The sequence below is a fragment of the Nocardia sp. NPDC004860 genome (genome assembly GCF_040609015.1).
Lineage (GTDB): Bacteria > Actinomycetota > Actinomycetes > Mycobacteriales > Mycobacteriaceae > Nocardia.
On the sequence record NZ_JBEXJI010000045.1, the window covers coordinates 1 to 16,451 of the forward strand.

The 16,451-nt window shown below is 65.3% G+C and carries 14 protein-coding genes; 7 read left to right on the forward strand and 7 right to left on the reverse strand.

What is annotated here, in order from left to right:
• From ABZV44_RS42965 to ABZV44_RS42980, 4 genes are all read left to right on the forward strand, one after another.
• Positions 1 to 126 (forward strand): NAD(P)(+) transhydrogenase (Re/Si-specific) subunit beta (locus ABZV44_RS42965; RefSeq protein ID WP_354850447.1); only part of this gene is annotated, 126 nt, incomplete at its 5' end.
• A gap of 222 nt (positions 127 to 348) precedes the next feature.
• Positions 349 to 1,380 carry a phosphotransferase family protein gene (locus tag ABZV44_RS42970; RefSeq protein WP_354850325.1) on the forward strand — a complete coding sequence of 344 codons (1,032 nt, stop codon included), beginning with the start codon at positions 349 to 351 and terminating at the stop codon, positions 1,378 to 1,380.
• Positions 1,381 to 1,537: 157 nt separating this feature from the next.
• Complete coding sequence (locus ABZV44_RS42975) at positions 1,538 to 2,437, forward strand: alpha/beta hydrolase (protein WP_354850327.1); 900 nt, start codon at positions 1,538 to 1,540, stop codon at positions 2,435 to 2,437.
• Between the two features lie 10 nt (positions 2,438 to 2,447).
• Positions 2,448 to 3,461, forward strand: a complete 1,014-nt coding sequence (locus tag ABZV44_RS42980; protein ID WP_354850330.1) for a hypothetical protein — start codon at positions 2,448 to 2,450, stop codon at positions 3,459 to 3,461.
• A gap of 113 nt (positions 3,462 to 3,574) precedes the next feature.
• Here the strand turns inward: ABZV44_RS42980 and ABZV44_RS42985 are convergent, their stop codons facing one another.
• From ABZV44_RS42985 to ABZV44_RS43005, 5 genes are all read right to left on the reverse strand, one after another.
• Positions 3,575 to 5,227, reverse strand: a complete 1,653-nt coding sequence (locus ABZV44_RS42985) for an AMP-binding protein (protein ID WP_354850333.1) — start codon at positions 5,225 to 5,227, stop codon at positions 3,575 to 3,577.
• A gap of 187 nt (positions 5,228 to 5,414) precedes the next feature.
• Positions 5,415 to 6,215 carry an SDR family oxidoreductase gene (locus ABZV44_RS42990; protein WP_354850335.1) on the reverse strand — a complete coding sequence of 267 codons (801 nt, stop codon included), beginning with the start codon at positions 6,213 to 6,215 and terminating at the stop codon, positions 5,415 to 5,417.
• Positions 6,212 to 7,165 (reverse strand): acyl-CoA dehydratase activase, encoded by a 954-nt coding sequence (locus ABZV44_RS42995; RefSeq protein WP_354850338.1) that lies wholly within the window; start codon positions 7,163 to 7,165, stop codon positions 6,212 to 6,214. The genes ABZV44_RS42990 and ABZV44_RS42995 overlap by 4 nt, the downstream gene beginning before the upstream one ends.
• 3 nt (positions 7,166 to 7,168) lie before the next feature.
• Positions 7,169 to 8,509, reverse strand: coding sequence for a 2-hydroxyacyl-CoA dehydratase family protein (locus ABZV44_RS43000; protein WP_354850341.1), 1,341 nt, complete (start codon positions 8,507 to 8,509; stop codon positions 7,169 to 7,171).
• Positions 8,510 to 8,537: 28 nt separating this feature from the next.
• Positions 8,538 to 9,707, reverse strand: coding sequence for a 2-hydroxyacyl-CoA dehydratase family protein (locus tag ABZV44_RS43005; RefSeq protein WP_354850450.1), 1,170 nt, complete (start codon positions 9,705 to 9,707; stop codon positions 8,538 to 8,540).
• A gap of 121 nt (positions 9,708 to 9,828) precedes the next feature.
• On the opposite strand from ABZV44_RS43005, the gene ABZV44_RS43010 reads away from it, so the two are divergent.
• Complete coding sequence (locus ABZV44_RS43010) at positions 9,829 to 10,935, forward strand: CaiB/BaiF CoA-transferase family protein (RefSeq protein WP_354850344.1); 1,107 nt, start codon at positions 9,829 to 9,831, stop codon at positions 10,933 to 10,935.
• 52 nt (positions 10,936 to 10,987) lie between these two features.
• Positions 10,988 to 11,824: a PaaX family transcriptional regulator C-terminal domain-containing protein gene (locus ABZV44_RS43015; RefSeq protein WP_354850346.1), complete on the forward strand. Its 837-nt coding sequence runs from the start codon at positions 10,988 to 10,990 to the stop codon at positions 11,822 to 11,824.
• A 117-nt stretch (positions 11,825 to 11,941) separates the two neighbouring features.
• On the opposite strand, the gene ABZV44_RS43020 is transcribed toward ABZV44_RS43015, so the two are convergent.
• Positions 11,942 to 12,988, reverse strand: a complete 1,047-nt coding sequence (locus ABZV44_RS43020; protein ID WP_354850349.1) for a helix-turn-helix domain-containing protein — start codon at positions 12,986 to 12,988, stop codon at positions 11,942 to 11,944.
• A 209-nt stretch (positions 12,989 to 13,197) separates the two neighbouring features.
• The gene (locus ABZV44_RS43025) at positions 13,198 to 14,115 is read right to left on the reverse strand and encodes a replication protein RepA (protein ID WP_354850351.1); all 918 of its coding nucleotides are present in this window, start codon (positions 14,113 to 14,115) and stop codon (positions 13,198 to 13,200) included.
• A gap of 1,445 nt (positions 14,116 to 15,560) precedes the next feature.
• Between ABZV44_RS43025 and ABZV44_RS43030 the strand changes: the two genes are divergently transcribed.
• Complete coding sequence (locus tag ABZV44_RS43030; RefSeq protein ID WP_354850354.1) at positions 15,561 to 15,809, forward strand: hypothetical protein; 249 nt, start codon at positions 15,561 to 15,563, stop codon at positions 15,807 to 15,809.
• Positions 15,810 to 16,451: the final 642 nt, after the last annotated feature.

Below are 16,451 nucleotides of genomic sequence, written 5' to 3' on the forward strand. Positions count from 1 at the left end.
CGGTCGATGAACTCCGGCTTCGCCGGCATCGACAACCCGCTGTTCTACGCCGACCACACCTCCATGCTCTTCGGCGACGCCAAGAAGTCCGTCGGTGCCGTCACCGAAGAACTCAAGGCGCTGTAGGCCAACGCCTTACGAGGCACAACGGCCCGCGCCCCGGAAAGGGCACGGGCCGTTCACTATTCGCGGACTGATTGCGGTCGGCGGGCCACGCGGGCTCCTTCGCTGGCGCTACCGCCGAGTCCGGTTGCGTTTTGGTCAGTCCTTTTATACATTCATGCCGATGGATACGGATTTCCGCTGCGGCCGCTACGGCGGTCCGCGGCAGCGAGTGGAGGCGAACCGATGACGTGGGACTGGTCACCGCGGACCCTCTCGGCGCTCGAGAGCTTCCTGTTCGAGCGGGGCATCACCGACGGCCCGCTGGCCACGAAGCGCATCGGGGACGGGCACTCCAACCTCACCTTCCTGGTTTCGGACGGGCAACGGCAGGTCATCGTGCGACGACCCCCGCCCCCGCCGGTGCCGACCGGGGCGCACGACATGCTCCGCGAGGCCCGGCTGCTCGAAGCCCTGGCGAACACCGCGGTCCCGGTCCCGCGGGTGCTGGCGACCGGCCATTCGGGCGAGGTCCTCGACGTCGCGTTCTACGTGATGGATCACGTCGCCGGACCGGTGATCACTACCGCCACCCCGGCGGAACTCTCGGCTCCCACCGACCGCCGGGCACTCGGTGAAGCCCTGATCGACACACTCGTCACTCTGCACGCCGTCGACTGGCGCGCCGCGGGATTGGGCGATCTGGGCCGCCCGGAGGGCTTCAACCGCAGACATCTGAACCGGATGACTCGGCTGATCGCCGACGCCGATGGGCAGCCGCCCGCCGAATTCGCCGACATCACCGCCTGGCTGGTGGCCCATGTCCCGCCCGAATCCGGAGCGGCGATAATCCACAACGACTTCCGCATCGGCAATGTCATCGTCGCGCCGGAGCCGCCGGCCCGGATCGCGGCGGTGCTGGATTGGGAACTGGCCACCATCGGCGATCCGCTCTTCGATCTGGGCTACTTCCTGGCCTGCTATCCCGACCCCGGCGAACCGTTCACGCCCACAACGAAAATGGGCACCGCTTGCCTCGAGGACGGCTTCCCGACGCGGGCCGAACTCGCCGCGCGCTACGCGGCGGCGACGGGCCGTAGCCTGTGCGATCTGAACTGGTATGTCGCATTGGCCCAGTGGAAGCTCGCGGTCCTCTACGAGTACGGGCGCAGACGCGCGGCCGACGGTGCGGGCGACCCCTACTACCGGGATGTGACGCTGGTTCAGTCCTTCCTGGACGCCGCACGGCGAGCCGCGGCCCGCACGCCCGCGGCATGACAGTCGAACTCACCGGCCGCAGCGTCGAATTCGTTCTCGATGACCGAATTTCCCCATCCCGGTTACCCTGCTTAATATAGTATGGTCTAACCAAATGACGACGTCGTCGGACCCTCCGGTCGCCGTGCCGTCGTAGGAGCCGACGAGGGAGAATCCGATGCCGACCACCACGCTCGCATTCCATGGCAGCGATGGAACCGATCTCGCGGGTTACCGCTGGGATCCGCCGGGCGAACCGGTCGCCGCGATCATGATCGTGCACGGAATGGGCGAGCACGCCCAGCGCTACGGCGAATTCGCCCAGACGCTGACAGCGCGGGGATTCCTCGCCTACGCCTACGACCACCGCGGCCACGGCGCATCCGCGGCCGGCGACCTCGGCGACCTCGGGACAAACGGCTGGCCTCGGCTGGTCGCCGAGATCGGCATGGTCGCCGACCAGATCCGCGCCGCGCATCCCGGCCTGCCGCTGGGCCTCGTCGCGCACAGCATGGGATCGTTCGCCGCCCAGCAGTTCCTGCTGGGCGGCAGCGGGTCGGTGGACGCGGTGGCACTGACCGGCACCGCAGCGATCGACCTGCTCGAACCGATGCTCGATCTCGACGCACCGCTGGACCTGGCCATGTTCAACGCGCCGTTCCAGCCCGTGCGCACCGACGCCGATTGGATCAGCCGCGACCACGACCAGGTGAACGCCTACGTCGCCGACCCGTGGTGTGGCTTCGGCATCGACCAGGGCTCGGTACGCGCGATGTTCCTCGGCTCGCGCGCGCTGACCGACTCGGACCAGGTCGCGGCCATCCGCTCCGACCTCCCGATCTATCTCGCCGCCGGCGGCGCGGATCCGGTCAATGCCGGGCTGACCCTGCTCACCCCGCTGGCGGACCGGCTGACCACCGCCGGCGGCAAGGACATCACGGTCCGCGTCTACCCCGGCGCCCGGCACGAGATTCTCAACGAGACCAACCGCGCCGAGGTGACCGCCGATCTCGTGGCTTGGCTGAGCAACCGACTCACCTGGTCGAATGGTCCGACCAGCACAGGCACAGATAGGTGAGGACACCTTCATGACCGACCGATTCCACGACGCCCTGACCACCGGGGTCACCGTCGACATGCCGGAACGATTCTTCGACCGGTTCATGTTCAATCTGCATCCGGACACCGGCACCTCGCCCTCGGTGATCCTCGGAGCGGGCGTCTACCCGTCCAGGAATGTCGTGGACGGTTTCGTCGTCGTCACCACCGGTTCCGAACAGCGCAACCTGCGCTTCTCCACCGAACTGGACGCGACCGACGCGGCGTCGGTGGGCCCGCTCCGATGGGAAACGGTCGAGGACAACAAGCTATGGCGCATCGAGTTGGGCCCGAACCGAACCGGGCTCGAGTTGGAAGTGCACTGGCACGCCCGCGCACCCTACTGGCTGGGGTCGGTGAAAGTGGACAACACCGACGGGAACGACACCTCCTTCGATCATCTGTTCCAGCCCGGCCGTTATGAGGGCGCCCTCACCCTGGACGGAACCACCATCGATGTCGCGGGCTGGTACGGGCTGAGGGATCGTTCCCGAGGGGTTCGCACCATGGCCGGAGGACAGGGCCTGCACATCTGGTTTCAAGCACAGTTCCCGGACCGGACGATCGGATTCCTGCTCGTGGAAGACCGGCACGGCGGGCGAATCCTGTTGGAGGGCAGCGTCATGCACGACAACGGCCGGCTCGACGACATCACCGACGTCCGGCACGACCTGGTTTTCACCTCGGGCAACGACCTCGTTGGCGGGGCGGTTCAGGTCACGACTGCAGGCGGGGCGGTCTATCGCGTCGACGCGGACGCCTCGGCCGGTGGCGGCTATATGGCGGGCGGCGGGTACGGCGGGCATCATGGCAAGGCCCAGGGCGCCGACCACGAGGAGTTCGACATCTATCCGCTCGACGGGACAGTGGGACCGACCACGCTCGACTCGGCCCTGACCGATCGATGCTGCGCATTCACCTGGGACGACCGAAGCGGTTACGGGATCTTCGAGTTCGCCTTGTCTCGATCGTCTGCCTACGCCTACCGCCGAACCCTCGCGTAACAGTACGAAACCGCCATCACGCCTATGCCCGCCTGGCGCCGTCTTGCGGAACTCCTCGTGTTCTGCGCTGAACACGAGGACAGCATCACCATTTCGCCTGCTCTTCTCAGTCGTCAGCCCTTGTTCGAGAGCTGTCCGGTCACGCAATCCTCGGGGAAGCGCGCGGGCGTCAGCGCTCCGGAGGCAATGTCGTCTTGAACGCGGAATTTCTGGATCTTCCCGGAAGGGGTCATCGGCAGCGCTTCGGTGAAATACCACAGTGACGGTGTCTTGTGAGCGGCGATTCGTTCCCGGCACCAGGCTTTCAGGGCCGCGATGTCGAGTGGGGTGTCGGGGTGCCGCAATCGCAGCACGGCGCCGATCTGCTCCCCCCACTTCTCGTCCGGCACGCCGATGACGACCGCCTCGGCGACATCGGGATGTGTGAAGAGCAATTCCTCGATCTCGCGCGGGTAGATGTTGAGACCGCCCCGGATGATCATGTCCTTGAGGCGGCCGGTGATGCGCAGGAATCCCCGCTCGTCCATAGTGCCCAGATCGCCCATGTGCAGCCAGCCCTCGGCGTCGATCGCCGCCGCCGTCTCGTCCGGCATGTCGGAGTAGCCGAGCATGTTCTGGTAACCACGACAGCAGATTTCGCCTTGTTCCCCGATCGCCACGATGTCGCCGGACACCGTATCCACGATCTTGACCTCGAGCTCCGGCAGCGGCTGTCCCACCGTGGTCGCCTGATCGGCGGGGTCGTCGGTGATCCGCGTCTGGCTGATCACCCCGTGCATCTCGCTCTGCCCGAACAAGATGGTGAACCGGCAGTCGAGCTGGTCGATGACGCGCTCGACGAGAGTCTGAGGGACCGCCGCAGCCCCGGACATGATGGTGTGCACGCTCGACAGGTCACGGGATTCGCGGTCGGGATGCTCGAGCAAGGCGATGAGCATGGTGGGGACCATCAACGAGTGTGTGCCCCGGTAGGCTTCGAGCATCTCGAGCACGAGCCCGGCCTCGAAACCGGGCAGCACCACATAGGTTCCATGATGTGCGATGGTGCCCAGCTCGGTGACGGCCCCGCCGCCGATGTGATACATGGGCATGGCGTTGACACAGACCACGGAATCGGCCCGTCCGGCGCGCTCGAAAACGAATGTCGCCTCGTTGATGATCCCCTTGTGATGCAGGAGCGCCCCCTTGGGGAATCCCGTTGTCCCCGAGGTGTATTGAATCTGGACCGGATCGGTGGGCGAGACGAGCGGGAATTCCACGTCCGCGCGGCCGGTGGCCAGAAAGTCCTGCCACCGCCCGGTCGGGACGACCTTTCGAAGATCGGGCAGCGCCGATCGGATCTCGTCCAGGACACCGGTCAGGTCCGCGCCGCGATAGTTCTCCCGATAGAAGAGCCCGGCGGCCCGGGACTGGCGCAGGATGTATTCGAGTTCATGCGCCCGGTAGGCCGGATTGACGCCGACCAGCACCATTCCGGACCACGCGATCGCCTGTTGCAGGATCACCCACTCCGCACTATTGGGGGCCCAGACCGCGATCCGGTCGCCGGGCTCGAAATGTGTCAGCAGCGCTCGGGCCACCATTTCGACATCGGCGAGGAGCTCGCGGTATGTCCATTCCTTCCGGTTGGCCGGATCGAGATCTCCCTCGATGAGGGCAAGGCGGTCGGGAACCGCGGCGGCGGCGTCCCGGAGCAGTTCACCGAGGGTGATGTCCCGAACGCCCGAACCGCGGGAGGCCGGCCAGAAGGATTGGGTGAGGGTCATGGTGCGATCCGCCTTCGCTGCGCGGTGTGCTGTGCGATGAATGCCGTGAATCCGCTCGCCACCTGTGTTCCGGCCCTGATGCGAACGGAGTGTTGTGCCGGTCACATCAAATGTAGTACATATTGCGATTTTATGTCTACGATTCTGTCTAACATTTTTGGTCGAATGGTCCGACCCATGTAAGCCTCTAGCCCGCCGAGATACCGCCGTTCGGGCTCACCACTTGACCGGTGATCCGCCGGGCCTGTGGCCCGCACAGGAACAGGATGAGTTCGGCGACATCCACCGGCTCGGCCACGCCCAACGCCGCCAGGCGTGCTGCCTTCTCGAAGAGTTTGGCGCTGAAGGGTTCCGCCATGACGCGGTCGTACGCGCCGGTATCGGTGATCAGCGACGGCGTCACCGCGTTCACCCGCACACCGTCGCGTTTGGCCTCCATGGCCAGCGTCTTGGAGAACATGACGATCGCCGCCATGGCCGCGCCGATGACGCTCTCCCCCGGCGTCGGGTATTTCGCCGCGTCGGAGGCCACATTGACGATCACCCCGCCACGCTGCGAACGCATATCCGGCAGCACCGCCCGGCACATATTGATCGGTCCGAACGCCTGTTGCATCAGGATGGCCGGGACGTCCTCCGGGGGCGTGTCGTGGAACAGCCGGGGGGTGAACACGGCCGCGGTGCTGTTGACCAGGATGTCAGCACCCCCCAGGGCGGCGCGCAATTCCCCTGTCACACGCCCGGCCTCGGCCGGGTCGTTCACATCCCCGGAGACGAAGCAGGACCACACTCCCGGCGCGAGCGATCGAACGTGCGCCGCCGCCTTCTCTCCGCGCTCGGTATTGCGGCCGACCAGACCGATCCGTTGTGTTCCCGCGCGCACGAATCGACGCGCCACCTCGAGCCCGACACCGCTGGTGCCGCCCACGATGTAGACGGTCGATTCGCCGAGGCCCGGCACCCGGATCTCCCTCGTCTCACTGCTCATCCGATATTCCTCCGTAGTTCGAGTGTCACCGCACGGTTCGCCTCCCGGTGCGCGGCGATCGTTCCGTCACACCGGGCGCAGTCCGGAACTCCGGTCGATGTCGTTGTGGCCAAGTGCTTTTCAGCCGCCGCGTCCTGCGTCGCCGAGGACGCGATCGCGCCGAGGTATTCCTCGCGCGCCAGCAGACTCGCCCCGTAGGCTCCGGCGATCTGTGGCTGATCGAGCAGTTCGACCGGTCGCCCCAGCGCCTTCGAGACGAAATGCACTGCGGCAGTGTTGTTGGCCACCCCACCGGTCATCACCACCGGCGACGCCTTCCCCACCTGCGCTACCAGGCCCAACGTGCGTGCGGCAACCGCCTTGTGAACCGATGCCGCGATATCGGCTTTCCCGCATCCCTGGGCCAGTAGTGAGATGACCTCGGTCTCGGCGAAAGTGGCGCACATGCTGCTGACTTCGAGGTTGTCCGAGCCCGCGAGAGCGAGTTCCCCCACCACGCCGATGTCGACTTCCAGGGCACGGGCGAGCACATCGAAGAAGCGCCCGGTGCCGCTGGCGCAGCGGTCGTTCATGGCGAACCGGTCCACCAGACCGTCATCGTCGACAATGATGGCCTTGCTGTCCTGCCCGCCGATGTCGATCACGAGCCGCACGCCCGGGCGCAGCGCAGCCGCGCCGCGGGCATGGCAAGTGATCTCGGTGAAAGTGCGATCCGCACCCGGAACGAGTTTGCGTCCGTACCCCGTGCTGATCGTCCTGCGAATCTGGGCGGCGGTGACTGCGGCGGCATCGCGCGCACCATCCATCGCCAGGGCGACGGCGGCCCGGCTCACCGCTCCCATCTGCACGACCTTCGCCCCGCACAGTGCGCCGTCGCGGTCCACCACCACCGCTTTGGCCGTGGTCGAGCCGAGATCGACGCCCATGACGAACCAGCTACCTGCGGTCATCGCCTACACCTGCGACTTCACGCGCTGCACGTCGATGGCCTCCAGCATGGCCTCGAGACGGCTGTCGAAAAGTTCGTCGTTGTAGAACGAGGCGTCGGCCACGTCGCCCTCGAAGAAGAACGACTTGACCCCGCGCTTCTGCTCGGCGGTGCGGGCCAGCATCGTCTGCGGATTGGTCATCGCCCGGCAGGTGCGGGTCGAGTGGAACGCGATGCCGTCGATGGCGTATTCGTCCAGGCGGCGTAGCAGCAGCTCTTGCAGATTCCTCAGTCCATGATTGAGCGGACACAGCAGGTAGTGCTGCGCCATGCCGAGCAGCGGATTGTCGACATCGATGAGTTGCGGTTCCTGCCAGAAGGATTCGTGCGTGTAGCGGCCCGCGACGACGGCCACGTCGTACTCCGCGAACTTGCGGGTGAGGAATCCGAGCTTGTTCCAGTTCATGATGCCGTCGAAATACACGCGATAGCGCTCGTTCGGCAACGCGCTGACACCACTCGCGATCCGCTGCTCCAGTTCGGCCTTCACTCCGGCGAAGTAGTCGACGAGCGCCTGGTTACCGGGCAGGAAGTTGATCGGCGCGATACTGGCCACCCAGTCCCAGTAGGTGGCCGGCGTGGGCGCCTGCGTGCACAGCGCCATGCCTTCCAAGCGCAGTTCCGAGGCGCGCTTGATATAGAACATGCTCTCGCTGAGAGCATCCCAGTCGAAGGGCCGCCCGGTCTGATGTTCGAGGAAGCCGATCAACTCACGCAATTGCCCCTCGACGTACTTGCTGACCTCGATCCACTCCTCCCCCCGCATGTACCCGGCGTCGGGTTTGTTGCCCCACAGCATGGGCATCGACACGTTGAACAGCGGAAGCTTGCGATCGAAAACCCGGTAGGTCATGGCATCCCATTGCTGGCCGGTACTGCAGCCGGCATAGCCGTTGACGAAAAAATCCGGGGCCGGCAGCTTGCTGGCGAGCTCCTGCTGGTCGACCAGGCCGACCACGCCGGTCTCGCGCTCCGCAACGGTCTTGTGCGTGAGCACCGCGCAGCCGAGATGCGTTCGCGCATACGAGCAGAGCTCACCGATGTAGCCGTATTCGGCCCCGGCCGCCTGGGCGGGTGCTTCCAGATGCTGGGCGGCCAGGCGAGCGGCGAACGCCTCGCCGTGACACCATTCCAGTCCCGCCGCCTGGAACAGCGGGTTCATTGCCGCGCCGTTGTACCAGACGACATGCTTGCCGCGTTCCTTGGCGGTGAAGATGTTCTCCCAGTACTCGGCCACCATGCGCCCGCCCACACGGGTGCTGGACAGGCGGTTGGACTTGCCCTTGCTCGAATTCTCGATAGCCATATCGAATTCCTTTGTGTCCGAGAATGATTCAGGCGAGGGTAAGCACTCGCCGCCGACGGATCCGCTCCACGAACGTCTCCACCCAGGTGCGCAGCGTTTCGACCGGATTGCCTTCGTGCTCGGTTTCCAGCAGCAGCGACGGTATGCCGCGCGCGTCCAGCGCCTTGCGCAGTTCCGGGTAGTAGAGCATGTGGGGTTCACAGAATTTCGCCATCAGCACCACGACACCGTCGGCGTGGCTCTTGTCGAGCGAGTCGAGCAGGTAGGTATCCCAATCGACGCCGATGGTCACCCGGGTGGGGCACGGGGCATTGCGATTGCGATCGAGGTACCACTGCGCCAGTGCGTCCAGCGGATCGCCTGATTCCGGCACATCGGTGGAGATATATCGGAAGCCGGTGTACAGATCGTCGTCGGCGACGAGTACGCCCGATTCCTCGATCACATCCAGGATCTCCGGGCGCGGGGCGTGGCAGAAATGCCCGGACAGGTGCAGCCGCACCAGATCCGCCGGCGTCTCGGCGGCCACGTCGAGCCCGTCGAGCAGACATACCAGGGCCGCGGTGTGCTCCTCGATGTCCATCACCATGCTCGATTTCACCAGCGTCTGCATCTCACTGGCCGTGATCCGCGCCCGGCCCGACCGGCGCAGGTCGTAGAGCTCGCGCAGCAGCCGCCGGTTCCGATTGAACAGTCGAATACTGGTGGCGACCTCCTCGGCCGTCACCGCGCCGCACACCGCCTCGAGCTCGTTCTCGAGCTCGTCGATCCGGCCCGCCACCCGCGGCTTGGTCCACGCATCGTCCATGGCACTGGTGAATTGGGCGAAGTGCAGGGGCTTGTCCGGTCGCGCCCAGCGAATCACGTCCACCGCGCCGAGCAATTGCACACAGTGGTCGGCGGCGACAAAGGCGTCGAAGACATCGAGCCGACCCAGCGCCACCTGGTCGGCAACGCTCCGCGTGTAGCCGCAGTAGAACTCGGCGAGCAGGTTCCTCCCCTCGGTAATCGGGGTGCCACTGTCCTGGATGACGACCGGCAGCGCCCCGGCCGCGTGCACGAGCTCGGCGGGGAAGTTCATCGGAAAGGACCCGACCACCCGCCTGTCGTGCCTCGCTTTCCACGTCTGCGCGTAGCCCACCGGGTCGTCGGCGGCCTCTCTCAGCGCCGACATCAGGTTCGAATCCAGTTCGCTCACATTCAGCCCCTTGGCTCCAGGGATGGCCATGGCGATCGGCATCGATCTCACAGCCCGTACTCAAATGATACGTAATCTGGTAGAAAGTATCCATATTTGTCAAATAAACACGGAGGTTCGGATGGAACGCGTGCTCGAGGGACTGCGAGTGATCGAGCTTGCCGGGATAGGCCCGTCACCGCATGCCGCGATGCTGCTCGCCGATCTCGGCGCCGACGTGGTGCGGGTCGAGCGCCCCGGCGGGGTTTCGCAGTTACTTCCCGTGGACAAGGACGCCGGTCTGCGCAGCCGGCGCTCGGTGAGCGCGAACCTCAAGAACCCCGCCGACCTGGCCAAGATCCTGCGACTGGTCGACAAGGCCGACATCCTGATCGAGAGCTATCGGCCGGGTGTGGCCGAGCGCCTCGGCATTGGCCCCGAGGTATGCCACGAACGAAATCCGGGACTGGTCTACACCCGGGTCACCGGTTGGGGACAGGACGGCCCGCTGGCCTCCTACGCCGGCCACGACATCAACTACCTGGCACTCAGCGGCGCCCTCAACGCCATCGGGCGCAAAGGGGAACGGCCGCTCGCTCCGCTGAACCTGGTCGCCGACCTGGGCGGCGGGTCGATGCTTGCCGTCCTGGGCATACTCGCCGCCCTGTACTCGCGGAATCGGACCGGCGCGGGACGGGTGATCGACGCCGCCATGGTCGATGGCGTCAGCGCGCTGATGTCCATGTTCTGGACGCTGACCGAGAACAACCTCTGGAACGCCGAGCGCGGAACCAACGTCATCGACGGAGCCGCACCCTTCTACGACACCTACGAATGCGCCGACGCCCGCTATATCGCGGTCGGCGCCATCGAGCCGGCCTTCTACACGCAACTGCTCAGAGGTCTCGGTCTCGACCCCGCCGAACTGCCCGACCAGTACGACCACACCACCTGGCCCACCCTCGGCAAGCAGTTCGCGGAGATCTTCCGAACCCGCGACCGCGACGCCTGGGTACAGGCGTTCGCCCGGCTCGACGCCTGTGTGACACCGGTCCTCGCCCTCACCGAAGTCCCGGAACACCCCCATATCGCCGCTCGCGGCACCATCGTCGACGCATTCGGACAGCGCCAACCCGCCGCAGCGCCGCGCTTCACTGACACACCACCCGCGAATTACACAGCGCCCCGCACACCAGGAGCCGATACCGACGCCGTGTTCCGAGACTGGGGCGTCGGCGACGATCACTGAATCCGGTGCCGGGGATTGGCAACTCACCGGTCGAATGCGCCACGATTACGGTATGCCCGAGCCCGACCCGACAGCCGCCCCCAACAAGGATGCGTCAACCGGCAGTGCACCGTCGGTTCTCATCACAGTGCTCGGCGAACTGGTCGAGCCCTACCGGCAGCCGGTCCGGACAACGGCGTTACTTTATGTTCTGCAGGGGTTGGGCATCGGATCGCACGCCGGGCGGCAGGCGATCGCTCGCGCGGGTTCGGCGGGACTGATCTCCGGGGAGCGCGAGGGACGCGAGACCCTGTGGCGCCTCACCGACAAGGCGCACCGACTGTTCGCCGAAGGCGATATGCGAGTGTTCTCCACCGATACCACGCAGTGGAACGGCCAGTGGTTGATCGTGAACGTTCCGATCCCGGAGTCGCACCGCTCGACCCGCAAGAAGCTGTATGCGGCACTGCGTTGGGCCGGCTTCGGCAATCCCGCACCCGGTTTGTGGGTCACACCGCACATCGGCCGTGCGGCCGAGGCCGACAAGGCGATCGAGTCTCTCGGCTTGACCTCCACCACGGTCTCGTTCATCGGAACGACTGCTGCGGCAGGAATTTCCGAGGAAGAGCTCGTCCGCCGTGCATGGGACCTCGACGCAGCCGAGAATGCCTACGCCGAACTTCTCGAACGATTCGACAACCATTCGTTCGAGCCGGGCGACGAGTTGCTGTTCGCGCACCTGGAACTCGCCGACGGGCTGCGACACATGACCTACGTGGACCCACGGCTGCCCGAGGTCCTGCTCCCCGACTGGCCCGGACAACGCGCGGCGAAACGTCTGCAGGACCTGCGCGCCGAATGGACACCCGCGGCACACGCGCACTGGCGCCACATCGCCGGCATCGCGTAACCGATCCGAATCCACCGCCCCACCGTCATCGCCGGACTTATAGTCGAAACATCCTCGACGACAACATCATTCAGATATCGCGACTTCGTCGACAGCCGCACCGGACTCCGATGACACTCAGCTGTCGGGGTGGCTCTGGACAGTCCACTCCGCGGTGATGTCGGCTCGGGCCGGGTAGCCGATCCCCTGCTGTGTCCACTGCGCGCGATACTCGCCGGGGGTTACGCCCACCAGTTGTCTGAAAGCTCGATAGAGCTGCCGTTCGGTGCTGAACCCGGACGCGGCCGCAATCGAGGCGACCGGATGGCCGGTGGAACGCAACAGATGACCGGCGTGGTTGACGCGCATCCTCCGCAGGGTGCCCGCGACACCGCCGGGGGACTCGTCGAACAAGCGATACAGGGTGCTGCGGGAAACCGCGCACCCGAACGCGATCTGTTCGACGGTGAGTGCGGGATCGGTGCGCCGGCTATGCATGTAGTCCAGTACCTGCTTCCTCGCCAGAATCTGGGCAGGCCGACCATCCGGCACCCGGCCCGCCGCGAGCAGCACCGCCGACGCCAGCAAATCGATACCGTGACCGGCCAGCACACTCACCCCCGCCGCATCGGCGCGTTCGAGACCCATCAAGTCCCGGAAGAATCGACTGACCAGCCCGACCGCGCCTGCGGCGGGCATCGCCACACCGGTGGGGATCTGGTGGGCATGCAGTCCCGTCAACTCCTGGATCCGTTTCATCGGCACCTGAATGTCTACTTGTTCCCACGGCGCGTCGAAATACGCGGCCCACGGCCGCGAACAATCCAGCAGGCACATCTGCCCGGCAACCGGGGCGCTGCTGCTCTCGCCTTGTTCGAACCACCGTTGCCCGGTGACGCTGATCGTGGCGATGAGATGCGGCGACTCCGACGCCGCGATGAGCCGCGGGGAGCGGCGAACACGCTGCGCGGTCCCGCGAGTCGTGGTCAACTCCAACTCGCCGAACGCCAGATAGTCGATGCTCCCATGGAATTCCGCAGACTGCCCCTTGGTCCGCACCGGCGTGACGCACAAGGGGACATAGAGTTCGCTTGCCGCGGACTCCCACTGCTCGAACGCCTGAGCTGCGGACACCTGCGCTGAGCTCCGGACATCGATGATCTTCCGCCTGACCAGATCTTCCACGTCGCCAAGTATGGCCCGAGACCCGCGGCGAGACGATCTCCGCTGCTGCGAGTAGGCAAGCGGTTGCAGCGACCGCAGGACCACATGGCCGGCGCCGCGCTCCTGGCAACCGGTTCACTCGGCCATGCATCGCTGCCGATACGCGAGGGTCTGTCAGGGCGAAGACGCCACTGAGCATTTCGCTCGGGCACAGGCCGCGCGCAGCGGATTCAGGGTCGGGCCAGAGCGCGGAACCCGGGCGACATCGGAATGTGCGGCAGCCCCGGTCGCAAGACGACACCGGCATCGGTGGTGTCGACGTTGGCCTGCGGATAGACCACCAGAACCTGCTTGAGCCCAGCGGTGAAATCGCGGCGGAACTGGTGGCGACGGCGACGGTCGGCGGTGTCGGCGGCCGAACCGAACTGAACCATCAGCGATTCCCACGGCACGGTGGTCTCGCGTTTCACCGAGAACATGCGGTAGGTCAGCCAGGCGTAGATGTCCAGCCGCAATGCCGAACCGCCCAGGGCCTTGATGGCGTTCATGTCCAGCGGGACCGGGTGGGCCGTGACCTCGCGGAAGAACTCGTCGCTCAGCCGTACCGTCGAGGAGAACAGCGATGGCTGTTCTTCTTCGTCACTGCCGCACCAGATGTTATAGGCGCTGGCCACATAGAGTTTCGCACCGATGCGGCGGTTCGCGTCGCCCTTGTACTCGATGGTCAAGGTGGCGTTGAACAGTCGATGCGACTGTGTCCGCATCCGCGTCAGCGATCCGTTCTTGCCGCCTGTCGCGGTCAACCCCATCGAGCCCATGAAGTCGGTGAGACTGTCGCCCAGCACGATCTCCTGCGAACCGGTGCGCACGGCCTCGGTCGACAGGAAGGTCAGGATGAGGCGCGGCATCGTCCCGTAGGGGTAACCGATGGATTGTGGTTTGTTGTTCTCGTCGGTGGTCATGCCCGGCTGGACCGTCAGAGATAGGTCACCGTTGCGGCGGCCCCAGGCCGGTACGTCCCCAGGATCCCGATACGGCAGCGACGTCTGGGTGAACACACGAGCCAGGTATCCGACCTCCTGCTCGCCATCCCATACCTCGGCGGCAGCGCGCACGATGTCCAACGGAGTGCGTTTGGGTCGTGGCATGCGCCCTAGCATGGCATGATCACGGCGAATTTCCAGTTCCCGCCTGCCCCGTGTCCGGCTCCGGGGGCCCGTCGCGGTATGCGATCATTGCCTCCCGAGCGCGCATAACTCGCGGACATGCCCAGGTATCCGGCGCGTGACGGCCGACGGTAGTGCGCATATCTTGCGGACGTTGACCCGGTCGAGTCCCGTCAAGACCCCTCGTCCACCCCCTGAGGCACGCATATCCTGCGGACATCGAGCCATCGACCTGGGTCCTCACGCATAACTCGCGGACCGCGACCACGTGTTCGCGCCGACTTCCCGGGGATCCGCGCATATCTGGCGGACATCCGGCCGCCTCAGCGCCGACTCCGAGCGACCGCGCGCCAGCCGGAGACCGCGCATGCCTTGCGGACACGGCCCGCATAACTCGCGGACACCTACGCATACCTTGCGGACGGGGCGCGCATAACTCGCGGACCAGCCGCGCATGCCTTGCGGACACGAGCACGCATAACTCGCGGACCGCGATCCCTCTCCCGCGCATATCTCGCGGACCCGGTCGCCTGTCCGCGCATATCTCGCGGACAGTGGATAACTGCCGTCCGCGAGATATGCGCGGCGGCGACGGTGCCTCCGTCCGCACACCGCAACGTGCCGAGCAGGTACACGGGCATATTTCTCGCGCCGGCGTCCGCGAGTTATGCGCAGGAAACACCGAGTTCGCACGCATAATATGCGGACGTCCGAACGGCACAGTTATCCACGCATATTGTGCGGACGTAATGCACAGAGACTGTGGATAACCGGCCGCATCGACGGCTCGTCCACGCATATCTTGCGGACAGATGGTTCACTGTTCGCCCAGGATGGCGCGCATAACTTGCGGACGGGGTGCGCATAACTTGCGGACACCGGCGCTTCATTTCCGCAGGTGACACACAGAAAATCGCGTCCCCATGTAGTTATTCCCTTAGAAGAGATTCCTGTAGTAGGCTGGCCGCGGCTGTGAACAGAGACCTCGCGCAGTCATTCAATGATCCGGGCATGTGCGCCCAGTGCTTCCAGTGATCTCGCCTGCTCTCGCTGCGCCCGAGGATGCCTTGCGCATCGTCTCGGTGTGTTGCGTAGTCGGCAAGTGAAACCCTGTGCCGCATCCGTGCATTCGCGCGCGCCGGACTGCATCGGCTGAGCGCGTCCCGTCGCCGTCGCGGCACTTGCGTCGAACCTCTTCGCTCCCAGCGATCTTCGGCAGCGCTTTCCCTCTTCCGGCAGTGCGCCTTCCGAATTCGGGCATCGCGCCTCTCACCAGCGTGAATGAAAATCAGGTCCCGAATCGTGGATTCTTGGGGACAAAAACACCGGCGTGTCGTGGCGTGTCAACTCGACGGAGGGGGTCGTCTTGGTGAAAGATCTCCGTTGTTGTCCCCACAAATACGGGGGAACCGGGCAAGGAGGAGCAGATGGCTGAGGGCCAGAAGACCCCGGGCAGAAAGGCTGTCGGCCGCAAGAGCCTGGGGCCACGGAACGAGACGAAACTCCGCTACCCGAAAGAGCTCGACCTGCAGGATCTGGCCAAGGCGAGGGGATACTCGAACGTCAACCAGTTCGTTTCCGACGTCCTGTGCCTTTTGGCCGGCCGTCCCGACCTGGCAACAACCAAGGCGTACCAGGGGACATTGAATTTGAAGGAGCTCGCCCAGGCATCATGAGCCAGCCATAACACCAACTGCATAAAGATGGCCTAGAAGACCGAAAAGCCCTGGCCACCAGGGCCAGAGCTTCACGGTTGGGTCGAAGACCAGGGTTGCCGCCCCGTTCGACCTCCGCCCAGATACGGCCAACCTTCACCCTCTACAGAGTCAGGACCTCCGAGGGTGAAGCTTCGAAACGAGAGGACCGTCTATGGACACGTTCGAGGATACCGCATGTCCTCCCCCCGCACGTACCTCAACGTGTGAGTATTGCTATGCCGCATCGCGGCGTGCCCGCGAAACTCGGCGCGGAAAACGGCGCAGGCCGGATGGGACGGCTGCCTGTGCACGTCGGCGGCCACTCACCTTTTCGCCCGCACCGCCGGCCCTGTCGAGCCACGCCGCTGGTCGATCGGCCCGATTTTTCACCAACGAGTGAAAAATTCTGCGCCACAGCATGATTCGCGCCATCACGGTTTCGATATGCAGTCAATGCCCCGACATCCGCGGCCGGTTGGCCACTTCGGGGTACTGCACGCAGTGCGCTGACGATGGTCGGCACTCCCGAACGACCGCATCATCGGCCCGGTGTCGTAGCCACTTGTGTCTCGTGCCTTGCTGATTCGGCGCGGCATGCCTGTCGCGCCTCAGGTCTTTCCC

Coding starts and splice junctions, on each gene's coding strand:
- ABZV44_RS42970 (WP_354850325.1), top strand. CDS start 349: ATGACGTGGGACTGGTCACCGCGGACCCTCTCGGCGCTCGAGAGCTTC.
- ABZV44_RS42975 (WP_354850327.1), top strand. CDS start 1,538: ATGCCGACCACCACGCTCGCATTCCATGGCAGCGATGGAACCGATCTC.
- ABZV44_RS42980 (WP_354850330.1), top strand. CDS start 2,448: ATGACCGACCGATTCCACGACGCCCTGACCACCGGGGTCACCGTCGAC.
- ABZV44_RS42985 (WP_354850333.1), bottom strand. CDS start 5,227: ATGACCCTCACCCAATCCTTCTGGCCGGCCTCCCGCGGTTCGGGCGTT.
- ABZV44_RS42990 (WP_354850335.1), bottom strand. CDS start 6,215: ATGAGCAGTGAGACGAGGGAGATCCGGGTGCCGGGCCTCGGCGAATCG.
- ABZV44_RS42995 (WP_354850338.1), bottom strand. CDS start 7,165: ATGACCGCAGGTAGCTGGTTCGTCATGGGCGTCGATCTCGGCTCGACC.
- ABZV44_RS43000 (WP_354850341.1), bottom strand. CDS start 8,509: ATGGCTATCGAGAATTCGAGCAAGGGCAAGTCCAACCGCCTGTCCAGC.
- ABZV44_RS43010 (WP_354850344.1), top strand. CDS start 9,829: ATGGAACGCGTGCTCGAGGGACTGCGAGTGATCGAGCTTGCCGGGATA.
- ABZV44_RS43015 (WP_354850346.1), top strand. CDS start 10,988: ATGCCCGAGCCCGACCCGACAGCCGCCCCCAACAAGGATGCGTCAACC.
- ABZV44_RS43025 (WP_354850351.1), bottom strand. CDS start 14,115: ATGCCACGACCCAAACGCACTCCGTTGGACATCGTGCGCGCTGCCGCC.
- ABZV44_RS43030 (WP_354850354.1), top strand. CDS start 15,561: ATGGCTGAGGGCCAGAAGACCCCGGGCAGAAAGGCTGTCGGCCGCAAG.